The following is a 22,342-nucleotide window of genomic DNA, read 5'->3' as shown; positions in this document are numbered from 1 at the left end:
GTAACGCTCAGGTATCCAGATGAATGCCGCGTTCGCGCGCGAGCTTGCCCCAGCGCGCCACTTCGTCGGCGATATAGCGGCGGAACTGGTCCGGAGACATCGGCTGCGGCTGCAGCGCCTCCGAGGACAGCTTTTCCGCCAGGTCCGGGCTCTTGAGCACGGTGTTCAGCGTGCTGTTCAGCTTGGCCACGATGTCCGCCGGCATGCCCGCGGGACCGACCACGCCATACCACTGCATCGCGTCGAAGCCCTTGAGGCCGGCCTGGTCGAGCGTCGGGGTGTCCTTGAGCAGCGGATGGCGCGCGCTGCCGGTGACGGCCAGCGGCTTGACGCGGCCGGAACGGATATGCGGCAGCGCGGCCGACAACCCCGGGAACATGGCCTGGGTCTGGCCGCCGATCAGGTCGTTGAACGCTGGCGCAATGCCGCGATACGCGGCGTGGGTCATCTGCACCTTGACCTGCTGCGCGAACAGTTCCATCGTCAGGTGAGTCAGCGAGCCGGGGCCGGCCGAGCCGTAAGCCACCGCGCCCGGATGCTTGCGCACGTAATCGATGAACTCGGCGATATTGGAGGCCGGCACGTTCGCACCGATCACCAGCACGTTCGGCGTGGCGCCGATCATGCCAATTGGCGTGAAGTCCTTGACCGGATCGTACGGCACCTTGCGGGTGGCCGGATTGGTGCCGTGCGTGGCCACGTAGCCCTGCATCACGGTGTAGCCGTCGGCGGTCGCCTTGGCCGTCATCTGGCAGGCAATCACGCCACCGCCGCCGGCCTGGTTCTCCACCACCATCGACTGGCCCAGCGCGCGGCCCCAGCGGTCGGCCACGGTCCGGCCGATCAGGTCGGAACCGCCGCCCGCGGACACCGGCACCACATAGCGCAAGGGCTTGTTGGGAAACGGGTCCTGGGCTTCGGCGAAGCCAGGGACGGCCAGCAGCATCGCGCTGGCCTTGAGCAAGGTCCGGCGGGTTGGGTTCATGTCACCTCCATTGCGCCTCGGCTGTCGTCACCGGGCGCTGTTTTCTTGATGGCTCCGGCACTGTTGCACCGGTAGGGTCGTATCATCGCCGCCCGGTGATAAACTGTGAATTGCAATTTTTCTCACGATTGATGCAAGGTTTGCATGAATTTCAGTCTGTCCGATTTGCGCGCATTCGTCGCGGTGGCCGAACTCAGCAGCTTTCGCGCTGCCGCGGCTGAACTGCATCTGTCGCAGCCAGCGTTATCGCGCCGTATCGAGAAGCTCGAGGACGCGCTGGGGGTGCGGTTGTTCGACCGCACCACGCGCTCGGTGGAGATGACCGCCGTGGGCCGCGAGTTTTCGCGCAAGGCGCGCGAACTGCTGAATGGGCTCGAGGAATCGCTGCTGGGGATTCGCGATGTGGCCACACGGATCACGGGCGAGGTGACGGTGGCGTGCGTGCCGTCGGCGGTGCGGTATTTTCTGCCGTCGGTGCTGCGGCAATATCACGCGCGCTATCCGCGCATCGTGGTGCGGCTGATCGATGAGGGCGCCAATGAGGTGCTCAATATGGTCGTGCGCAACGAGGCGGACTTCGGGCTTAACTACATTGGCACGCAGGAGCCCGATGTCGAGTTCGAACCGGTGCTCAAGGAGCCGTTCGTGGTGGCCTGCCCGCCCGATCATCCGCTGGCCCGCAAGCGCAAGGTCACGTGGGCGGAGCTGGGGCAGCATGACTACATGACGGTGGGCAAGGCCAGCGGCAATCGGCTGCTGCTCGATCTGGCGCTGACCGACGTGCCGGTGCGGCCTCAGTGGTATTGCGAGGTGCGGCACGTGTCGACGCTGGTGAGCCTGGTGGAGGCCGGGCTGGGCGTAGCCGCGGTGCCGCGGCTGGCGATGCCGCCGGGCAAGCATCCGAACCTCAAGAGCGTGCCGCTGGTGGAGCCTACCGTGACGCGCACGGTCGGGCTGATCCGGCGCCGGGGGCGGTCGCTGTCGCCAGCGGCGCAGGTGTTGTATGAGATGTTGCAGAAGACCAGCGCCGATAATCGGCGCGGTGAGGCAGGTTGAAGGCAGGCGTTACAATGCCGGTTTTATTTTCTGCCTCCGCACACTGCCATGACCACGCTCGGAACCCCCCTCTCCCCCTCGGCCACCAAAGTCATGCTGCTCGGCTCGGGCGAGCTCGGCAAGGAGGTGCTGATCGCGCTGCAGCGGCTGGGCGTCGAGACCATCGCCGTCGATCGCTACGAGAATGCGCCGGGTCAGCAGGTTGCGCACCATGCGCGCACGATCGCGATGACCGATGGCGACCAGCTGCGCGCGCTGATCGAGGCTGAAAAGCCGGATCTGGTGGTCCCCGAGATCGAAGCCATTGCCACCCCGACGCTCGAAGCGCTGGAAGCCGCTGGCATCGTGCGTGTGATCCCCACCGCGCGTGCGGCGCGCCTGACCATGGACCGCGAAGGCATTCGCCGTCTGGCAGCGGAAACGCTGAATCTGCCGACAAGCCCCTACAAGTTCTGCGATTCGCTCGACGAACTGCAGGCCGCGATCGACGGTGGTATTGGCTACCCGTGCGTGGTCAAGCCGGTGATGAGCAGCTCGGGCAAGGGCCAGAGCAAGATCGATGGCCCCGAGGGCGTCAAGGCCGCGTGGGACTACGCGATGGCCGGTGGCCGCGTCAGCCACGGCCGCGTGATCGTGGAGGGGTTTATCGATTTCGATTACGAGATCACGCTGCTGACCGTGCGCGCGGTGGGTACTGGCGGCGCCGTGGAAACGCATTTTTGCGAGCCGATCGGGCACGTGCAGGTCAGCGGCGATTACGTCGAAAGCTGGCAGCCGCATCCGATGCATCCGAAAGCTTTGCAGACCGCGCAGCATATTGCGCGTGAAGTCACGGCGAACCTCGGCGGTCAGGGCCTGTTTGGCGTGGAGCTGTTCGTCAAGGGCGAGCAGGTCTGGTTCAGCGAGGTCAGCCCGCGCCCGCATGACACCGGCATGGTGACCATGATCACGCAGTGGCAGAACGAGTTCGAGCTGCATGCACGGGCGATTCTGGGGTTGCCGGTGAGCACGGCGCTAAAGAGCCCGGGCGCGAGCGCGGTGATTTATGGCGGCGTGGATGCGCAGGGCGTGGTGTTCGACGGCGTGGCGGATGCGCTGACGGTACCGCAGACCGAGGTGCGACTGTTTGGCAAGCCGGAGAGCTTTACCAAGCGGCGGATGGGCGTGGCGCTGGCGTTTGCGGAAGACGTCGAGCTGGCTCGCGCGCGGGCCAAGGATGCCGCATCGCGCGTGAAGCCGCGCGTGGCTGGCTGAAGCTTTTGTGACTAGTTGAAAGGTCGGAGACCCTCTCCCCCGGCCCCTCTCCCTGAGGGAGAGGGGAGAAAACAAGAGATATTTCTAGGTCCCCCTCTCCCCCAACCCCTCTCCCCAGGGAGAGGGGAGCAAACCAGCGGCACGCGATGCGCCAACCGTGTTTCGCTCCCGCCCTGAGGGGGAAACAAAATCAGCCGTGCGGGGCGTACATCGCCATCAGCTGTTCGTCCGAATAGCCCCACTGCCGGGCATCTTCAAACGCCACCACCGTCTCGTTGCTCTGCATCAGATCGATGACCTGCGGTGGTTGTGCCATCGACTCCGACACCGAGTAGAACGCCATCACGCGCGGTCGAAGCGGTTCGTCTTCATTCTGGCCGCACACCACCGCCAGCCGGTTCGAGCGCAGGCGCAATACCGTGCCGATCGGGTAAATGCCGACCGTGCGCGTAAACGCCTTGAACACGCGCCGATCGAACAGCGTGTCCACCCGCACCGCGATATATTCCATCGCCCGCGCCGGCGACCACGCCTGGTGGCCCGGGCGCGCCGACGTCAGCGAATCGTAGGTGTCGCAGATCGCCGCGATCTTCGCGTGGACGCTGATCTCATGCTCGACCAGGCCGAACGGATACCCTCGCCCATCGACGCGCTCATGATGGTGCACGCAGACATCGAGCGGAATATTCGTGTACAGGCGCGCCTCGTTGAGAATCCGGTAACCCGCCGACGGATGGCGCCGCATGGCCTCCTCTTCCGACGGTGTCAGATCGGTCGCCTTCTGCAGGATGTACTCCGGCAGCGTGAGCTTGCCAATGTCATGCATCAGCCCGGCAATGCCCAGCTCGCGCACCTCGCCATCCGGCAGCTTGAGCGTACGGCCCACCGCGATCATCAGCACGCAGACCGAGAACGCGTGCAGGTACGAGTAGTCGTCCTTCTCCTTCAGCCGCGAGAGCGCGATAAGCGCCTGCGAATGACGGGTCAGCGAATTGGACGCCGAGTCCACGAGCAGCAGCGCGCCCTGGCTCTCCAGCGCGCGCCCCATGCGGACATCGCTGAACATCTGGCCGACCAGCTCGCGCGCGGACTTGATCAGCGCCCGCGCGCGCTCGAGCTCGTCCTCGAACCCGTTTTCGGGTTCTTCCATGACGTCCGCCTCCATCGCATCCGGCGTGGCGGGCGTCGGCAGATTGCGGCCCTTGAGGATGTCGATCCAGACGTCCTGCACATTGGCCGCCTGAATTTGATCCACCTGCTCGTCGCTCGTGACGAGGAAGCGGGAGCGCCAGAACGGATGGTTGATCCAGGGTCCGCCGAGCCTGGCAACGAACATTCCGACCTGCAGCTGCTCCGCCTTGATTCTTCTCAGCATGCACTTAGCCCTTTGAGATGGGCGCGATATCGTTTCGCGATCCCGGATAGGGCGCTCTCATGGCACCCTTGATCGACCCTGGTGAGCGCGCGGAGCCTGAGCGGCACGCCTGCCGCGACTCTCTGACTTAATGCGAACCCACGTCGCTCGCATTAACGGCAGATTCGCGCAACTCTTTAGCGCGTCCGGAATGGTTAGCGCGCCGGGCGATCCAGGCCAGCAGCCAGCCGCCCAGTGCTACCGACCATGCAATGAGGCCGGCGCCGGCCACGCGCTGGTCGCCCATCAGGTAGCTCGCGCACAGGCGGGTCTCGGCGTCGAGGAACAGCATGCCGACGGTCAGGCCCATCCAGACCATGTTGCCGCCGAAGAACAGCACCAGTGGCCAGGGGCTGACGCGGCAAGCGACATAGGCCGCCACCCCGGCCAGCAGCACGGTGGCGTACTTGGCGAGGTTCACCGCGCCGGAGAGGCGGGTCAGGTCGAGCGAGATGGGGAGCATCCACGCGCCGTAGCCGGCGGTGGCGATGACGAGCAGTGCCAGCGCGCAGGGGCGCAACGCCACGGCGAGCTGGCCACGTGCGCGGGGTGGCAGCAGCTGCGGCAGGCATACGCCCAGGCCGAACACCGCAGGCAAGAGTACGAGCATGTGCAAGGCCATGGAGCCTTCGAGCACGGCGCGCACGGGTGGGAGTGCCAGCAGGCTGGCTGCGACGAGCCAGGACAGAAGGGATAGGCCCGAATGACGGCGTGGGCGGCTCATGCGGTGGTTGCCCTCACCCCCGGCCCCTCTCCCCGAGGGAGAGGGGAGAAAACAATGGGTTAATTTGCTTTCACCCTCTCCCCCGACCCCTCTCCCTGATGGAGAGGGGAGCGAACCGTCGGCGTGCGACACGCTCCCGCTGCCGCCCCCTGAGGGAGAGGGGAGCGAACCGTCGGCGTGCGACACGCTCCCGCTGCCGCCCCCTGAGGGAGAGGGGAGCAAACCGTCGGCGTGCGACACGCTCCCGCTAGCTGTCCCCGGCGGCGGGGGCAGATCCGCGGACGGTTCACTCGCGGAGGGCAGGTCGCTTTGCATCACGGCGCCCTGCCCGGCGCGGGCGCCAGTTGCGCGCGCGCGAATGCGTAGGCGTCTTGGTACGCTTCGAGCGTGAACGTACGCAGGATGCGGCCGTGGGCGTCAACCACGTGCAGGCCACCGTTGTGCTCGAAGCCGCCGAAGCCATCAGGAATCGCGATGATTTCCGCGCTGCGCAGCAGCGCTTGCAGCGCCGCCGGATCGACGGCGGCCGCCACCGCCCAGTCCGGCAACCGTGCGCGATGCTCGCGGCCGTAGCCAGCAAGGTCCGCCACCTCATCGCGCGGATCGAACGACAGCGAACGCAGGCCGATACGGCCTGACATGCCGTCGGCCGCGATGCGCGCCTGCAATTGCGCGAACTCGGCGCCGAGCGCGCGGCACACCGACATGCAGCGCGTGTAAATAAAGTCGACGAGGTAGATCTGGTTGGCGGGCGCATCCGCACCGAACCAGCGCGCGCCACGCCCCTGCTGGTCGCGCACGTCAAGCGCCGGCATCGACATAGCACCCGCCGCGATCCGGTTCTCGCGCCGCTGGTCGAGCGTCCAGGCGGTCAGGCCGTCCGTCAGCGCGTAGAGTCCCGCCGCGCTGGCCAGCAGCGCGGCCATCAATACTGCTACCGGCCAGCGCTTGCGTGGGCCGGACCCAAAAAGCGTGGTCGTGCCGCTAGCCACCAGGGCTGCCGAGCGCCGCGTCGCCGTCGTACGGCGCCTTCATGCTGGCGGTGTCGGCCCGTGCCGCCGCCACGGTCTCGGCCGTGACCGGTGGCGAGGTATTGCCCCACTGGCTGCGGACATGGGTCAACACAGCCGCCACTTCCGCATCGCTGAGCTGATCCGCGAACGCGGGCATCGCGCCGTTGTAGGCCGTGCCCTTGACCGTCAGCTTGCCATTGACCCCACGCAGTACGATCGACGCCAGCTTGCTGTCCTTGCCATTGACCCACTCCGACTCGGCCAATGGCGGAAACACGCCCGGCAGCCCCTGCCCCGTGGCCTGATGACACGCCACGCAACGGCTCTGAAACACCGCCGCGCCATCCACCGCGCCGCCCGCGGCCTTGGGCTTGCCGACCAGATCCGCCATCGTGCGCCCGTCGCCGAGCCCCGAGGGCACGTTGATCGGTGCCATCACGATATAAATCGCGCCAAACGCAATCAGGCCCACAATCAGCCCGAGCACCGCCTTCGGAATCGGCGCACGATTCTCATGCGGGTCCTCATTCTCCCGCGCCCGCGCGGCCTCGGCCTGCCGCTGTTCCGACGCGCGCTCTGAACGATCATCCATCTGCATGGCGGCTCCTATTTAGCGGGCGCGCCGCCGTCCGGCGCCGGCAACACCGCGCCGGTCCGGTTCAGCGACTGCAGATAGGCCACGAGGTCCAGCGCGGCCGCGGTGGGCACCACCACCTTGCCCGGCGGCGCGTACCCCGGCGGCAACGTCAGCGGCTTGTCGCCGGGCTCGGCCGCGTCCTTCACGTCGAACATGAACGGATAGCTCGGCATGATGCTGCCGCTCACGTAGGCACGCGGCTGATACAGGTGGCCGAGGTGCCAGTCCGCACTCGGTTGCCGCACGCCGATGTTCATCAGATCCGGCCCGGTGCGCATGGTGCCGAGCAAATGCGGGTGATCGTAGTAGTAATCACCAGCCACGGAAGCCCGCCCCCAGCCACGCTTGGCATCCGGCGCAAAGCTGCTGTCGCGCGGCTGCTGCGAATGGCAATAGATGCAACCGTTGGCGATATACACCTCACGCCCACGCAGTTGCGCGGCCGTGTACGGCTTGACGCCTTCCGTCGGCTTGATGTCCTTGAGCTGCAGATACGGAATCACGACCAGCGCGCTCGTGGCCAGCGCCAGCATGGTCATGCCCCCTGCCAGCAGGGCACTTTCATTATTCACGGTTCAGACTCCCTGCGCGGGGTTGCCGCCCTGATTACGACCCTGATGGAACAGGGCCGGACGGTTGCGATTGGGGCCAAGCCCGAAAATCGCGCTGATGAAATTGGCGGCGAAGAACAGATGGCTGACCAGCATCATGGCGCCACCGACCGAGCGGGCCTTGAGGTACGGAATGGTCAGCGTCACCGAATCCATGAACGGCCGCGACGCGTCGAGCATGGCCAGCCCCTGGTACCAGCCACCGATCGACAGACCGACGAAGTACACGCCGATGCCACCCGCGGCGAGCCAGAAGTGGAAGTAGATCATCCAGCGGTACGGCCACTCGCGGCCGATCACGCGCGGCAGGATGAAGTAGATCGCCCCGAAGAACGCAAAGCTCACAAACGCATAGAGGCCCAGATGCGCATGCGCGACGGTGTAGTGCGTGAAGTGCGCGACGCGGTTGACCGCGCGCAGCGCCTCGAACGAACCCTGCGCGGAACTCAGCGTGTACATCATGCTGCCGAACGTCACGAAGCGCAGCGTCGGCGATTCGATCAGCATCCGGAAGTTGCCGCGCAGCGTCTGGTGGATATTGATCGAGAACGCGATGACCGGAATCAGCATCATCATGCTCTGCACGATCGACAGCGTAACCAGCCACCCGGGCACCGGACCGCCCACCAGATGGTGGCCACCGACCTGCCCGTAGAAGAACGCCAGCGCCCAGAAACCCAGCAGCGACATACCGTACGACTTGATCGGCTGACCGATGATCTTGGGCAGGCAATAGTAGATCGAGGCCAGCGCCAGCGGTGTGTAGAACAGGCCCAGCACGTTATGGCCAAACCACCAGTTCATGGTGGCCTGCTCCACGCCGAAATGCAGCCCCGGGAAATTGGCCACGAGGAACAGCACCGGAAACCAGAACAGCGCGCAGCCCATGTACCAGACCGACACATACAGATGGCTCACCGTGCGGTTGACCAGCGTGAGCACGAGCGGAATGCCGACCAGCGCGCCGCCCGCGACAAACAGGATATCGACCTGCCAGGGAATCTCGAGCCATTCGAGCCCATCCGAGATACCGGCGCCGATGCTGCCGATGCCGGCGATCAGCGCGGCATTCCAGATCGCCGCACCAAGCACGGCCCAGCGCCCGCCCACCAGCGGCGTCTTGAGCAGACGCGGCAGCAGGAACAGCGCGATGCCGAGGCCCGCCATTGGCGCCCAGCCGTAGGCCACGGCGTTGAGGTGGATGGTACGGATGCGGCCAAACGACAGCCATGGCACCGAGGCGAACAGGTCCGGCTCGTGCAGCTTGATCGAGGCCGTTAGCCCGGCTGTGGAGGCGACGACCAGCCAGACCATCGCACAGCACAGGAACAGGAATACGACCTGCGCGGACGAGCGGTCGGCGAGATCGCGCGACGAATCGACGATGCCGTGGCCGCCGTTTGGCGCCGAGGGGTCCTCGGGGTGACCGGTCTCGCCTTCGGCGAAGATCACGCGCGCAGCATCAGGCGAGGTATCGAACAGGCCGCGTTGCATGGCCCAGATAAATGCCAGCAGTGCGAACACCGACAGCAGGAAGGCCGAAAGCAGGATGGCGATGGTATTCATGGCAGTGGCAAGAATGGGCAGGCGCGTGGGGACGGACGCTTCCCCGCCGGGCGTCACGCCCGACACTTCGAAATTTACGGCAGTGACTGGACAACTACACATAGCCACTTTATTTGTTTTTGGGGTGACCACCCAAACACCTGTTTGACGCACCGCGTCAACGTCCCGTACGCTTTCGCGGCCTAGCATGCGGCGCTTATTCGTTAAGTTGCATTAGTTATACATCTTTTATAGAATCGCCGTGCAGTCAGCCGAATTCACGCCGAATTCGCGCGGATTGCGCTTGGCGGCGTAAGCCGGCGGTACCTAAAATCAACCAGCGAATTGATGCACGACGTAGCCACTGCGCACTAAAACCGGACAACAATGAACGTGCACTTGACGATTCACGGCCGCCAGGGTCTGGCGGGTCAGATCTACCGGCAGCTGCGCGCGGGCGTCATCGACGGCCGCCTGGCGCCGGGCGAACGGCTGCCCTCCACGCGCGAGCTCGCGACGCAGCTCGGCGTGTCGCGCAAGACCACGCTCGATGTTTTCGAGCGATTGATCGCCGAGGGCTATCTGCGGTCTCGCACAGGCGACGGCACGTTCGTCGCCGACGAGATGACGCGGCTCGCGCCGCGGCCGCCGCGCACGGCCATGCTGCATCCCTCGGTAGCGCTATGGGAGTCGCTCCCCGACGTGTTACCGATGACGTCCCGCGAACGCCCACCCGAGTTCGACTTTATTGGCGGTGTCACCGACAAGGCATTGTTTCCGTTCGATCAGTGGCGCCGCTGCGTGAGTCACGCATTGCGCGTGCTCGCGCGCGCGCCGGGCGGCTATCGCGACCCGGCTGGCGAGCAGGAATTGCGGCTGGCGGTGTCACGCTATCTCGCCTTCAGCCGCGCGGTGGTCAGCAACTGGCAGGACGTGATCATGACCCAGGGCGCGCAGCAGGCGATCGATCTGCTCGCACGTGTAGCGCTGCGACCGGGCGACGTGGTCGCGGTGGAAGACCCCGGCTATCCACCGGCCCGCACCAGCCTGCTGGCCGCCGGTGCCAATGTGGTGCCGGTGCCGGTGGATGACGAAGGCATCATCGTCGATCGCCTGCCGCCGGAAGCGCGCATCGTCTATGTCACGCCGTCGCACCAGTTTCCGCTCGGCATGCCGATGAGCCTGGAGCGCCGGCTGGCGTTGCTGGCATGGGCCCAGCAGCATGGCGCGCTGATCGTCGAGGACGACTACGACGGCGAGTATCGCTTCGAGGGCCGCCCCGTCGAATCGCTCAAGAGCCTCGACAAGGCGGGGGTAGTGGCCTACGTCGGTACGTTCTCCAAAACCATCTTTCCGGAACTGCGCGTCGGTTACGTGATTCCGCCCGCGCCGCTGGGCGTGGCCATGCGCAAGGCCAAGCAGATCGGCGACTGGCACAGTTGCACGATGACGCAGACCGCGCTGGCCAAGTTCATGCTCGATGGCTACTTCGCCAAGCACCTGCGGCGCATGCACAAGGAGTACGCGCTGCGCCGCGCGCTGCTGCTGCACGCGCTCCAGCACGACCTCTCGCCGTGGCTGAGGCCTCTGCCCTCCTCGGCCGGCATTCACCTGGTCGCCGAGATCCGCGCCGACGCCATGACCGGTTCGGGCGTCGAAGCCATGCTCGTCGAGCGCGCGGCCGCGGCGCGCGTCGGCGTGTACGGCATCGCGGGCATGTACGTGGCCGGACGCCCACGTCCGGGCCTGCTGCTCGGCTACGGCGGCATCGGCACGGACCGCCTCCGCGCTGGCCTCGACCGCCTGAAAGCCGCACTGGAGCGCCGCCCAAGCTGATGGGGATCCCCCCTCACCCTTCGGGAAGGGGGCGGGGATGAGGGCCACGGGCGCCGCAACGAGCGCCAGCGCACACGCCATACCTGCCGCCGTGCATCGGGCCGCATTGCCCAAAAGCGGAGCGGAGTACAGTTGGGGCCTTGAAAATTCGGCGGGCCTGCCGTTAATACGTGCGGGCCAATCCCGGTCTTGCTGCCCTCTGTTGATGCACACCCATTACGACAACCTGAAGGTTTCCCGTGACGCCCCGTTCGAGGTCATTCGCGCCGCGTACAAGTCGCTGAGCCAGAAATACCATCCGGACCGTCATGCGGACGGCGAGGAATCCAACCGCATCATGCGGTTGATCAATGCCGCCTACGAGGTGTTGAGCGACCCGGTCAGGCGCGACGAGCATGACCGCTGGATCGTGGTGCAGGAAAGGCTCGAAGCCAGTCAGCGCGGACGCCGGCCGGCTGCCGCCACCGCGCCGCGCCCCGGCGCCGGTGTGCCGCCACGCCCCACCGCGGGCGCGGCACGCGCGCGACCACAAGCCGAGGCCCAGCCCCAGACCGCCCGGCAGGAGCGCGCGCGCAAGGCCGAAGCCGAGAAAGCGGACAAAGCCCGCAAGGAGCGCGAACAGGCACAGGCACGGGAGCAGGCGCGCGCGCGCGAGCGGCAAAGGGAGCAGGAAAGCCGCGAGCAGGAGGCCAAACGCGAGGCGGACGCGCGTCGGCGCCGGGCCGAGCGCGCCGAGCAGGACCAGCGCGAGCGTCAACGCGCCGAGCGGGATAGCAAAGAGAGCGACCAGCGCCGTGGACCGCAGGCAGGCGGGCGGACGATGCGCGAAGACGGCTTCCAGCCCGCGCGGCTATCGGGCCGCTCGTGGTCGATGCTGGTCTATGCGCTGGCCGCGACGGCGATCGTCGTGCTGCTGAGCGACTGGGTGCCGGGCGCCAGCCTCGACACGCCCACCGCCAATGCGGCCACGGACACACCGAGCACCCCTGCTGCAGCCCCGGCCGCCACGGCACCCTCGCCCACGGCCATCGCCGCCAGCATCATTTCCACGCGCGAAGAAACGCGTTACCTGCGGCCCGCGCTGACGCCCAAGGGCGAGCCATGGCCCGAACGCTCGGGCTATGTGCCGGGCTACCCGGTGCTCAACACCGATGGCCTGTCGATGGTGACGATCGACAATACGCGCAGCAAGTTCGACGTCTTCCTCAAGCTCGTGTCGACCGACAGCACGCGTCCACTGCCGGTCCGTACGAGCTACGTCCGCAGCGGCACCTCGTTCACGATGGAGAACATCGCGCCGGGCAGTTATGACGTGCGTTACCGAAGCCTCGACACCGGCGAGATCTTCCGTTCGGAGCGCTTCGAGCTCAAGGAAATCCAGGAGGCCACCGGCACCAGTTTCGCCAAGAACATCCTCTCGCTCTATAGCGTGGAGGGCAAGGCGCGCAACGTGAGCATTCCGGAGCGCGAGTTTCCGTAAATCGCACGCGGAGGCAGTGGCCACCTGAAAATACGCAAAAGCGGTCATTTCGAAAAGCCACTGCCGCTCCTAATCTTGTTCCTGTCAACGCAATCTCAATGCAAAACATCAGGAGCAAGCCATGGCACCACGTCTCGATTTCTATAAAGCCAGCCCCGCCGCGATCAAGGCGATGATGGGTCTGGAAGACCGCATCGGCAACAGCGAGCTGGAACCGTCGCTGGTGGAACTGGTGCGCCTGCGCGCCTCGCAGATCAACGGCTGCGCGTACTGCATCGACCTCCATACCCGCGATGCACGTAAGGCCGGCGAGGACGATCGCCGCCTGGCCACGTTGTCGGTCTGGCACGAAACGCCGTTCTTCTCGGAACGCGAACGCGCGGCGCTTGCCTGGACCGAGGCCGTGACGCTGGTCTCGCAAGACCATGTACCCGATGCCGTATGGGAGGCCGTGCACCCCCACTTCACCGAGGCCGAGATCGTCGATCTGACGTTGCTGGTGGTCACCATCAACGCGTGGAACCGGTTTGCCATCTCGTTCCGCAAGACCCCGGTCTGAGCAAAGCGGGATAGCTTTTAGGAGAAGCTCGATGGCGGAGGCACCCGGTCGCGACCTACGGTGCAACGGTTTCCGCTCTGTCATCGACCTATGCGCCATCGCTCGCTTGTTCGCTCACCGTGTCAACCACGTCCGGCCAGCCGCGCGCTGTGCGTCATGGTCGCCGCCGCCATGCTCGTTACCATGGCGCCCAGCACCGGCACTGATATCGATGATGGTGTCGCCCAACCGGCCGCGCCGCAGCCCAAGCCCATACCAGTGCCGCGCCAATACTGCTCGCCACGCATCGCGCCCGCCGCGCTGCATATGTTTGACGTTCCGTGCGCGTCCGCATGGGAGGAATGCCCACCCGCCCCCGGAGGGCGGGTCAGCGGCAACGAGAGCCCCAGTGTCACGGCGGATACCCCAACCCGAAGCGGCGCGGCCCAGTCGCGCAAACGCCGCGATCTATCTGTCGGGCTGGCCAGTTGTACGGTGCACATCGCGCTGGCGGTTTCGCTGTTCCGCCGCCTGATCGCCTCGGTTTCACCAAGCCAGCGCTGGGACCTCATGCATTTCGATTTTGTCTACACGCAGGCGCAGCGCCACCACGACCTCGGCATGCCACGCGCGGACCCGTACGTGGCGCGCGCATTTATCGAGGCGGTCACACGCAACACACGCCCCGACAATCTATCCGGTATCAGCCCGAGGGTCTGGCCACAGAATCCGCACGCACCGCTACCCGGGCTCGATCGCATCGGTTGGCTGGACCTCGAAGCCGCGTCCGCCCGTGCCATCCCGCACGACCCGGCAGCGACTGTGCCCGCCGTCATCCGCCCGGACCACCCACCCGATGTGCGGACGCATTTGCCAGGTATGTCGTGGTTCGGGATCTATGGATGGCAACTGGGAAATCGTCCATGGACCGAGTTCAATACGCCCCTGCTCAGGCGCGGGGGCACCGGACGCTGGACGCTGGATCAGGCGAATCCGCTGACCGCGGAGCTTGTTGAGTCCGGGGCCACCGTCGTTAGCGATCAGGCACGCCAGCGCATCGCGCATATCCTGCTCGGCTGGCGTGAGCAGTACCGCAGCCGCGCGCCGGGTACCGCAGCGGAACAACGCCTCGCGAGCGCCGGCCTGAACGCCGTCGAGAGCGCCATCGCCGCCGCGCAGGTTCCTGCTTACTGGTCTACGGTGCTGCTGGTCATTCGGCATCGCAACCGTGTGGTTGCGGTCCTGCATGGCAGCCTCGGCGCATTCGGCCGCAATCTGGCGCGTATTCACGCCGTGGCGGTGCCTGCCACGACCATCCTGACGCCGTACGCCGAAGATGCCGTGCTCGGCGCGGTCCCTTATGCGCTGAGCCGCTTTGCCAACTACGCGCGCCTCATGAACGCTGCCTATCTGATTGCCATGACCAGGGACGATCCGTCGACACTGCCAAATCTGCAGGCGGCGCCCCACCGGGAGTGGGTCGAAGCTACACTCCCGCCGAGCCCGGACGAGCCCGCCGAGCCGGCCGAGGCCCCCGAACATGACGAACTTTAGGCCGGCGTGCGCCGGAACGCGATGCCGAAGCGGTTCAGGGCGTTGATGGCGTTGATCAGCAGCGTCAGATCAACCAGTTCGCGGTCCGAGAAATGCGGGCGCACCGCGTCCCACTCGGGGTCGGGTACGTGCGCCGCCAGTTGCGTCACGGCCTCGGCCCAGCCGAGTGCCGCGCGTTCGCGATCGGTATAGAACGCACTCTCGCGCCACGCGGGCAGCAGGTCGATGCGCGTGTCCATCTCGCCCGCGCGACGCGCGCGCGTCGTATGCAGGTCGATGCAGTACGGGCAGCCATTGAGCTGCGACACGCGCAGGCGCACAAGGTCGGCGAGCGAGTGTTCGAGGCGATAGCCATCGCTGCGGCGATCGAGCCGCAACAGCAACTCCATGCTGAGGCGATTGGCCTGGGAGGCGTCGAGGCGAAGGGGCATCGCAAACGATCGCGGTCGGCACGATCAAAGGTCACGGTACCGGTTACGGTAGGTCATTGGGCGGCCTCGGCCAATGACCAGTTGTGCGCGATTTCAGGTAGCCACTGGCATCACGCTTTGAGCCGGCGCCAGAGCGTGGTGGCACTGATGCCAAGCAAGTGGCACGCGGCCGCGCGGTCGCCGCCGCATTCGGCCAGCACGCGGCGGATATGCTCGGCCTGACTGGCACGCGCGACGCCCGCCAGCGACCGGTTGCCGCCAGCGGCGCTTGCATAGCCCGCCGCGCCGACCGCGCCCGGGTTTGACACGCCGGACGCGCTCTCGCTGCCATCGCCGCTATCACCGCCAAGGTCGGGCTCGGCGGGGGGCATCGCGAACAGTTCCGGCACCGCCGCCTGCAAATCGCGCAGCAGCGCGGCGCCATCGAGCTTGCGGCCCGCGATCATCACCGCGATGCGCTCGGTCACGTTCTCGAGTTCGCGGATATTGCCCGGCCACGCATAGTCGGCCAGCCGCTTGCGCACCGGCGTCGGCAGCGGCATCGGCCGCGCGATCGTCAGCCGCTCCTGTGCACGCCGATACAAAAGTTCCGCGAGGTCGGGCAGATCCTGCGCGCGCTCGCGCAGCGGCGGCATATCGATGCGCAGGATATTGAGCCGGTAGTACAGATCCTGCCGGAACGTGCCATCGCGCACGAGCGCGGACAGGTCGCGGTGGGTGGCGGCGATCACGCGCACATTGACGGGAATCGCCTCGAGCCCGCCGATCGGCAGCACCTGCTTTTCCTGCAGCACGCGCAACAGTCGCGTCTGCAATGCCGGCGGCATGTCGCCCACCTCGTCGAGGAACAGCGTGCCGTTGTGCGCGGACTCGAACAGGCCCGCGCGACCGCCACGGCGTGCGCCGGTAAACGCGCCCTCCTCGTAGCCGAACAGTTCGCTTTCCAGCAGCGTCTCGGGAAACGCCGCGCAGTTGACCGCGACAAACGGAAACGCGCGCCGCGGACTCGCGTCATGCATGCCCTGCGCGAGCACTTCCTTGCCGGTACCGCTCTCGCCTCCGATCAACACGGTGGAATCGACCATCGCATAACGGCGCGCCAGCGCGCGCAGGTCCGTCATGGCGGCGGACGCGCCCGCAAGGTCGTCGAGCGTGTAGCGCACGCCCGCGCGCCGCGCGCGGCTGCGCGAGCGCAGGTTGCGGTCCACGCGGTGAATCGCATTGGCATCCTGAATCGTCAGCACCGCGCCCGTGGTGCCGGCCTCGCCGACGATCGGAATACGGTTGACCACGACCATGCGATCGCCGAGCCGATGGATGGCCTCCAGCTCCTGCGTGCCGCTCTGCATCACGCCTTCGAGCCCGAGCCCCGGTGCCAGCGCGGCCAGCTTGCGGCCGGCCGCGGCGGGCGCGGTAATGCCGAGAAAGCGCTCCATGGCCGGGTTGAATGACTGAATGCGCCCTTCCACGTCCACCGCGGCCACGCCTTCGTTGAGGTGCGACAGGATGGTATTGACGTAATCGCGCCGCGTGGCCTCGATGCGCCGCAGGCGCGCGGCCTCGATGGCATCCTCCAGCGCCAGCCGCACCGCATTGCCCGAGTACAGGAACACGCCGACCAGCCCGAAGCGTTCGGCGAGGTCCGTCACCATGCCCGGCCCGACGATCACGCGCACGCCCTCCTCCTTGAGCGCGCGCACGCGTACCGTGGCGTCATCCTCGGTCAGGTACGTATAGGTGGGAATGGTCAGCGAGAACGCGCGCAGGAATTCGTCCACCTCGGCATAGGTCGAGGCATGCGTGACCAGCGCGACATTGGGCGAGATACGCCGCGCGGTGGCCAGCGCGCTCATCACGTCGAATCCCGTCACCTTGACCAGCACCACCGGCACGTCGATATGCTGGCGCAAATAGGCGCCATTGGAGCCGCCGGCCACCACCACGTCTACACGCCCATCACGCGCAATCGCGCTGGCGGCCGCCTCGTAGCCCTTGTCGAGGACGCGGAATTCCGCCTGCGCGGTATAGGACGGAATCAACTCCGCAAACGCACGCGTCAGCCGGCTGATGCCGACCGTCCAGATGCGCGGACGCGCGGTTGACGGCGGTGGCGGGAGCGGCGCCGCGGATGCTGAGGCAAGGGTCATGGAAGGACGCGCGTGACGGGCGTATATTGAAGCGGCCATTCTGCGCCGGATCACGCTGCATTTCAATTCTGAAATTCATATGCATTTCAATATTGAAATATTGCAGCATCACAAGTGGCATACAATGCGCGCCCATACGGAGACAACACATCAATAACCACGCACAGGCCGTTGATTTTCAACGATTATTGGCTATCGCCTCGACCCTGCCGAGGAACATGTCACGCGTTGGCACATCCCTTGCGCATTCCTTCCGTTCTTCACCCAACTCCGACCCGAACCCATGACCTTTTCCGCCGCCGATCTCGCCCGCTCCGCCGGTGCCCGCTTCCGCCAGGCACTCGCCGATGAACGCCCGCTGCAGATCCCGGGAACGATCAACGCCAATCATGCGTTGCTGGCCAAGCGGTCCGGGTATCGGGCCATCTATCTGTCCGGTGGTGGCGTCGCGGCCGGCTCGCTGGGCATGCCTGACCTCGGCATCTCGAATCTCGACGACGTGCTGACCGATATCCGCCGCATCACCGACGTCTGCGACCTGCCGCTGCTGGTCGACGTCGACACCGGCTTCGGCTCGTCCGCGTTCAATGTCGCGCGCACCACGCGCTCGCTGATCAAGTTCGGCGCGGCCGCCATGCATATCGAAGACCAGGTCGGCGCGAAGCGCTGCGGCCACCGCCCCAACAAGGAAATCGTCACGCAGGACGAGATGGTCGATCGCGTCAAGGCCGCGGTGGATGCGCGCACCGACGAGAACTTCGTGATCATGGCCCGCACCGACGCGCTGGCCGTGGAAGGCTTCGATGCCGCGCTCGCGCGCGCCGTGGCCTGCGTGGAAGCCGGCGCCGATGCAATCTTCCCCGAGGCCATGACCGACCTCGAGATGTACCGCCGCTTCGTCGACGCCGTAAAGGTGCCGGTACTGGCCAATATCACCGAGTTCGGCGCCACGCCGTATTTCACGCGCGACGAGCTGGCCTCGGTCGGCGTGTCGATGGTGCTGTACCCGCTGTCCGCGTTCCGCGCGATGAACAAGGCCGCCGAGAATGTGTTCGAGGCGATCCGCCGCGATGGCACGCAACAGAACGTCGTCGACACCATGCAGACGCGTCAGGAACTGTATGAACGCATCGGCTACCATGACTACGAACAGAAGCTGGATGCCCTGTTCGCCAAGGGCAAGGCTCGCTGATGTCCCGCCGCACACCCGCCGCCAGACAGGTCAGGACCGACGCGCCAACAGAGCGCACGACCGCCGGCACAACCCCCAGCACAACCCAGGAGACCCCTATGTCCGAAGCACAACCGCTCGCCACGCCCAAGCCCAAGAAATCCGTCGCGCTGTCCGGCGTCACGGCTGGCAACACCGCGCTCTGCACGGTGGGCCGCAGCGGCAATGACCTCCACTATCGTGGCTACGACATTCTCGATGTCGCCGATACGTGCGAGTTCGAGGAAATCGCGCATCTGCTGGTGCACGGCAAGCTCCCGAACAAGGCGGAGCTGGCCGCATACAAGGCCAAACTGAAGTCGCTAAGAGGCCTGCCCGCCAACGTCAAGGCCGCGCTCGAATGGGTACCGGCCGGCGCGCACCCGATGGACGTGATGCGTACCGGCGTGTCGGTGCTCGGCACGGTGCTACCCGAGAAGGACGACCACAACGTACCGGGCGCGCGCGACATCGCGGACCGCCTGATGGCCAGCCTCGGCTCGATGCTGGTGTACTGGTACCACTACAGCAATAACGGCCGCCGCATCGAAGTGGAAACCGACGACGACTCGATCGCCGGGCACTTCCTCACGCTGTTCCACGGCAAGACGCCGTCGAAGCTGTGGGAGCGCGCGATGCAGACCTCGCTGAACCTGTATGCCGAGCACGAGTTCAACGCCTCGACCTTTGCCGCGCGCGTGATCGCCGGCACGGGTTCGGACATGTACTCGGCGATCGCCGGCGCGATCGGCGCGCTGCGCGGCCCGAAGCATGGCGGCGCCAACGAGGTGGCGTTCGAGGTGCAGAAGCGCTACGACACGCCCGATGAAGCCGAAGCGGATATCCGCCGCCGCGTGGAGGCCAAGGAAGTGGTGATCGGCTTCGGCCACCCGGTGTACACGATTGGCGATCCGCGCAACCAGGTCATCAAGGAAGTGGCCAAGCGCCTGTCCAAGGATGCCGGCTCGATGAAAATGTTCAATATCGCCGAGCGTCTGGAAACGGTGATGTGGGACGCCAAGAAGATGTTCCCGAACCTCGACTGGTTCAGCGCGGTGAGCTACCACATGATGGGTGTGCCGACCGCGATGTTCACCCCGCTGTTCGTGATCGCGCGTACCTCGGGCTGGGCCGCGCACATCATCGAGCAACGTATCGACAACAAGATCATTCGCCCAAGCGCGAACTACACGGGTCCCGAGAACCTGAAGTTCGTGCCGATCGAGAAGCGTTAAACCACCCTCACCCCACCCCTCTCCCTCAGGTTTCCCTAGGGAGAGGGAGAACATCAAGAGGGCCCCACAGCCATGAATACCGATTACCGCAAGCGCCTTCCGGGTACCGACCTCGATTACTTCGACACGCGCGCCGCGGTCGAGGCCATCGAGCCCGGTGCCTACGACAAGCTGCCCTACACCTCGCGCGTGCTGGCCGAGAACCTCGTGCGCCGCTGCGACCCCGCCACGCTGACGGCTTCGCTGCGCCAGCTCATCGATCGCAAGCGCGATCTCGATTTCCCGTGGTTCCCCGCGCGCGTGGTCTGCCACGACATCCTCGGCCAGACCGCGCTGGTCGACCTGGCCGGCCTGCGCGACGCGATTGCCGACGCCGGTGGCGACCCTTCCCTGGTCAACCCCGTGGTGCCGACGCAGCTGATCGTCGACCATTCGCTGGCCGTCGAGTGCGGCGGCTTCGACCCCGATGCGTTCACCAAGAACCGCGCCATCGAGGATCGCCGCAACGAGGACCGCTTCCACTTTATCGACTGGACCAAGAAGGCGTTTCGCAACGTCGACGTGATCCCGCCCGGCAACGGCATCATGCACCAGATCAATCTGGAGAAGATGTCGCCCGTGATCCACGCCGACAACGGCGTGGCCTACCCCGACACCTGCGTCGGCACCGACAGCCATACGCCGCACGTCGACGCGCTCGGCGTGATCGCCATCGGCGTGGGCGGTCTGGAAGCCGAAAACGTGATGCTCGGCCGCGCCTCGTGGATCCGCCTGCCCGATATCGTCGGCGTGGAACTGAGCGGCCGCCGCCAGCCCGGCATCACCGCCACCGACATCGTGCTCGCGCTGACCGAATTCCTGCGCAAGGAAAAGGTGGTTGGCGCCTATCTCGAGTTCCGCGGCGAAGGCGCCGCGAGCCTCACGCTGGGCGACCGCGCGACCATCTCGAACATGGCACCCGAGTATGGCGCCACCGCGGCAATGTTCTTTATCGACACGCAGACCATCGACTACCTGAAGCTCACGGGCCGCACCGACGAGCAGGTGGCGCTGGTCGAGACCTACGCGAAGACCGCCGGCCTGTGGGCCGACAGCCTGGTGAATGCCGAGTACGAGCGCACGCTGCATTTCGATCTGTCGACGGTGGTCCGCAATATGGCCGGCCCGTCCAATCCGCACAAGCGCCTGCCGACGTCAGACCTGGCCGCGCGCGGTATCGCGGGCAAGTGGGAGGAAGTGCCGGGCCAGATGCCCGACGGCGCGGTGATCATCGCGGCCATTACCAGCTGCACGAATACCAGCAACCCGCGCAACGTGATCGCGGCCGCGCTGCTGGCGCGCAACGCCAACGCGCGTGGCCTCACGCGCAAGCCGTGGGTCAAGTCGTCGCTGGCGCCGGGCTCGAAGGCGGTGGAGTTGTACCTCGAAGCGTCGAACCTGCTGCCCGAACTCGAGAAACTCGGTTTCGGCATCGTCGCGTTTGCCTGCACCACGTGCAATGGCATGTCCGGCGCGCTCGATCCGGTCATCCAGAAAGAGATCATCGATCGCGACCTGTATGCGACCGCCGTGCTCTCCGGCAACCGCAACTTCGACGGCCGCATCCACCCGTACGCCAAGCAGGCCTTTCTGGCCTCGCCGCCGCTGGTGGTGGCCTACGCGATTGCCGGCACCATCCGCTTCGATATCGAGCGCGATGTGCTGGGCCACGACGCCGACGGCAAGCCCGTGACGCTCAAGGATATCTGGCCGAGCGACGAGGAGATCGATGCGATCGTCGCGCAAAGCGTCAAGCCGTCGCAGTTCCGTCAGGTCTACGATCCGATGTTCGCGCTGACCGTGGATAACGGTGAGATGGCCCCGCCGCTGTACGACTGGCGCCCGCAGAGCACGTATATCCGTCGTCCGCCGTACTGGGAAGGCGCGCTCGCGGGGGAACGCGCGCTGCAAGGCATGCGGCCGCTCGCGGTGCTCGGTGACAACATCACCACCGACCACCTGTCGCCGTCGAACGCGATTCTGCTCGACAGCGCGGCGGGCGAATACCTCGCGAAGATGGGCCTGCCCGAGGAAGACTTCAACTCGTACGCGACCCACCGTGGCGATCACCTGACCGCGCAACGCGCGACCTTTGCCAACCCGACGTTGAAGAACGAGATGGTGGTGGTCGACGGTCAGGTCAAGGCCGGCTCGCTCGCGCGGATCGAACCGGAAGGCAAGATCGCCCGCATGTGGGAAGCGATCGAGACCTATATGGAACGCAAGCAGCCGCTGATCATCATTGCCGGCGCCGACTACGGTCAGGGTTCGTCGCGCGACTGGGCGGCCAAGGGCGTGCGGCTGGCGGGCGTGGAAGCCATCGTCGCCGAAGGCTTCGAGCGCATCCACCGCACCAACCTCGTTGGGATGGGCGTGCTGCCGCTCGAGTTCAAACCGGGCACCAACCGCACCACGCTTGGCATCGACGGCACCGAGACGTTCGACGTGATCGGCGCGCGCAAGCCGGGCGCCGAGCTGACGCTGGTCATCAATCGGCGCGATGGTGACCGTGTGGAAGTGCCAGTGCAATGCCGGCTGGACACCGCCGAGGAAGTCTCGATCTACGAGGCCGGCGGCGTGCTGCAGCGCTTTGCGCAGGACTTCCTCGAATCGGCGCAGACCGCCTGAGCGGC

The 22,342-nt window shown here is 66.1% G+C and carries 18 protein-coding genes; 9 read left to right on the top strand and 9 right to left on the bottom strand.

Annotation, left to right across the window (positions count from 1 at the left end; all coding sequences use genetic code 11):
- Positions 1 to 7: 7 nt before the first annotated feature.
- Positions 8 to 985 carry a Bug family tripartite tricarboxylate transporter substrate binding protein gene (locus LDO41_RS03960; RefSeq protein WP_223982124.1) on the bottom strand — a complete coding sequence of 326 codons (978 nt, stop codon included), beginning with the start codon at positions 983 to 985 and terminating at the stop codon, positions 8 to 10.
- A 144-nt stretch (positions 986 to 1,129) separates the two neighbouring features.
- Here LDO41_RS03960 and LDO41_RS03955 point away from each other — a divergent pair, with 144 nt between their 5' ends.
- Both LDO41_RS03955 and purT read left to right on the top strand, forming a co-directional pair.
- Entirely contained in the window at positions 1,130 to 2,041 is a 912-nt protein-coding gene (locus LDO41_RS03955; RefSeq protein ID WP_223982121.1) for a LysR family transcriptional regulator, read from the top strand.
- Positions 2,042 to 2,089: 48 nt separating this feature from the next.
- Positions 2,090 to 3,295 carry a formate-dependent phosphoribosylglycinamide formyltransferase gene (gene purT, locus LDO41_RS03950; RefSeq protein ID WP_223982118.1) on the top strand — a complete coding sequence of 402 codons (1,206 nt, stop codon included), beginning with the start codon at positions 2,090 to 2,092 and terminating at the stop codon, positions 3,293 to 3,295.
- 190 nt (positions 3,296 to 3,485) lie between these two features.
- Here purT and LDO41_RS03945 read toward each other — a convergent pair whose 3' ends face one another.
- The 6 genes from LDO41_RS03945 to LDO41_RS03920 form a co-directional block, all read right to left on the bottom strand.
- Complete coding sequence (locus tag LDO41_RS03945; RefSeq protein ID WP_223982115.1) at positions 3,486 to 4,670, bottom strand: HD-GYP domain-containing protein; 1,185 nt, start codon at positions 4,668 to 4,670, stop codon at positions 3,486 to 3,488.
- Positions 4,671 to 4,797: 127 nt separating this feature from the next.
- A complete protein-coding gene (locus tag LDO41_RS03940; protein ID WP_223982111.1) occupies positions 4,798 to 5,319 on the bottom strand; it encodes a hypothetical protein in 522 nt (173 codons plus the stop codon).
- A 428-nt stretch (positions 5,320 to 5,747) separates the two neighbouring features.
- Positions 5,748 to 6,359, bottom strand: a complete 612-nt coding sequence (locus LDO41_RS03935) for an SCO family protein (protein WP_223982109.1) — start codon at positions 6,357 to 6,359, stop codon at positions 5,748 to 5,750.
- A 58-nt stretch (positions 6,360 to 6,417) separates the two neighbouring features.
- Positions 6,418 to 7,038: a c-type cytochrome gene (locus tag LDO41_RS03930; protein ID WP_223982106.1), complete on the bottom strand. Its 621-nt coding sequence runs from the start codon at positions 7,036 to 7,038 to the stop codon at positions 6,418 to 6,420.
- A gap of 14 nt (positions 7,039 to 7,052) precedes the next feature.
- The gene (locus tag LDO41_RS03925; RefSeq protein WP_223982104.1) at positions 7,053 to 7,655 is read right to left on the bottom strand and encodes a cbb3-type cytochrome c oxidase subunit II; all 603 of its coding nucleotides are present in this window, start codon (positions 7,653 to 7,655) and stop codon (positions 7,053 to 7,055) included.
- 3 nt (positions 7,656 to 7,658) lie between these two features.
- Entirely contained in the window at positions 7,659 to 9,260 is a 1,602-nt protein-coding gene (locus LDO41_RS03920; RefSeq protein ID WP_223982102.1) for a cbb3-type cytochrome c oxidase subunit I, read from the bottom strand.
- 366 nt (positions 9,261 to 9,626) lie between these two features.
- On the opposite strand from LDO41_RS03920, the gene pdxR reads away from it, so the two are divergent.
- From pdxR to LDO41_RS03900, 4 genes are all read left to right on the top strand, one after another.
- Complete coding sequence (gene pdxR / locus LDO41_RS03915) at positions 9,627 to 11,075, top strand: MocR-like pyridoxine biosynthesis transcription factor PdxR (protein ID WP_223982099.1); 1,449 nt, start codon at positions 9,627 to 9,629, stop codon at positions 11,073 to 11,075.
- A gap of 205 nt (positions 11,076 to 11,280) precedes the next feature.
- Entirely contained in the window at positions 11,281 to 12,555 is a 1,275-nt protein-coding gene (locus LDO41_RS03910; protein WP_223982375.1) for a J domain-containing protein, read from the top strand.
- A 121-nt stretch (positions 12,556 to 12,676) separates the two neighbouring features.
- A complete protein-coding gene (locus tag LDO41_RS03905; RefSeq protein ID WP_223982097.1) occupies positions 12,677 to 13,114 on the top strand; it encodes a carboxymuconolactone decarboxylase family protein in 438 nt (145 codons plus the stop codon).
- Between the two features lie 156 nt (positions 13,115 to 13,270).
- A complete protein-coding gene (locus LDO41_RS03900; protein WP_223982094.1) occupies positions 13,271 to 14,647 on the top strand; it encodes a hypothetical protein in 1,377 nt (458 codons plus the stop codon).
- On the opposite strand, the gene LDO41_RS03895 is transcribed toward LDO41_RS03900, so the two are convergent.
- Together LDO41_RS03895 and prpR are read right to left on the bottom strand one after the other, a co-directional pair.
- Positions 14,644 to 15,078 carry a carboxymuconolactone decarboxylase family protein gene (locus LDO41_RS03895; protein WP_223982091.1) on the bottom strand — a complete coding sequence of 145 codons (435 nt, stop codon included), beginning with the start codon at positions 15,076 to 15,078 and terminating at the stop codon, positions 14,644 to 14,646. The genes LDO41_RS03900 and LDO41_RS03895 overlap by 4 nt on opposite strands.
- Before the next feature lie 110 nt (positions 15,079 to 15,188).
- Positions 15,189 to 17,225: a propionate catabolism operon regulatory protein PrpR gene (prpR, locus tag LDO41_RS03890; RefSeq protein ID WP_223982088.1), complete on the bottom strand. Its 2,037-nt coding sequence runs from the start codon at positions 17,223 to 17,225 to the stop codon at positions 15,189 to 15,191.
- 283 nt (positions 17,226 to 17,508) lie between these two features.
- Between prpR and prpB the strand changes: the two genes are divergently transcribed.
- From prpB to acnD, 3 genes are all read left to right on the top strand, one after another.
- Positions 17,509 to 18,417: a methylisocitrate lyase gene (gene prpB / locus LDO41_RS03885; RefSeq protein WP_223982085.1), complete on the top strand. Its 909-nt coding sequence runs from the start codon at positions 17,509 to 17,511 to the stop codon at positions 18,415 to 18,417.
- Positions 18,418 to 18,515: 98 nt separating this feature from the next.
- A complete protein-coding gene (gene prpC, locus LDO41_RS03880) occupies positions 18,516 to 19,670 on the top strand; it encodes a bifunctional 2-methylcitrate synthase/citrate synthase (protein ID WP_223982082.1) in 1,155 nt (384 codons plus the stop codon).
- A 72-nt stretch (positions 19,671 to 19,742) separates the two neighbouring features.
- Positions 19,743 to 22,337 carry a Fe/S-dependent 2-methylisocitrate dehydratase AcnD gene (gene acnD, locus LDO41_RS03875; protein WP_223982079.1) on the top strand — a complete coding sequence of 865 codons (2,595 nt, stop codon included), beginning with the start codon at positions 19,743 to 19,745 and terminating at the stop codon, positions 22,335 to 22,337.
- The last annotated feature ends 5 nt before the right edge of the window (positions 22,338 to 22,342 follow it).

The sequence above is a fragment of the Cupriavidus pampae genome, from assembly GCF_914271485.1.
GTDB lineage: Bacteria > Pseudomonadota > Gammaproteobacteria > Burkholderiales > Burkholderiaceae > Cupriavidus > Cupriavidus pampae.
Note: the sequence above shows the minus strand (reverse complement) of the source record. Positions and strands in the feature narration are given on the sequence as shown.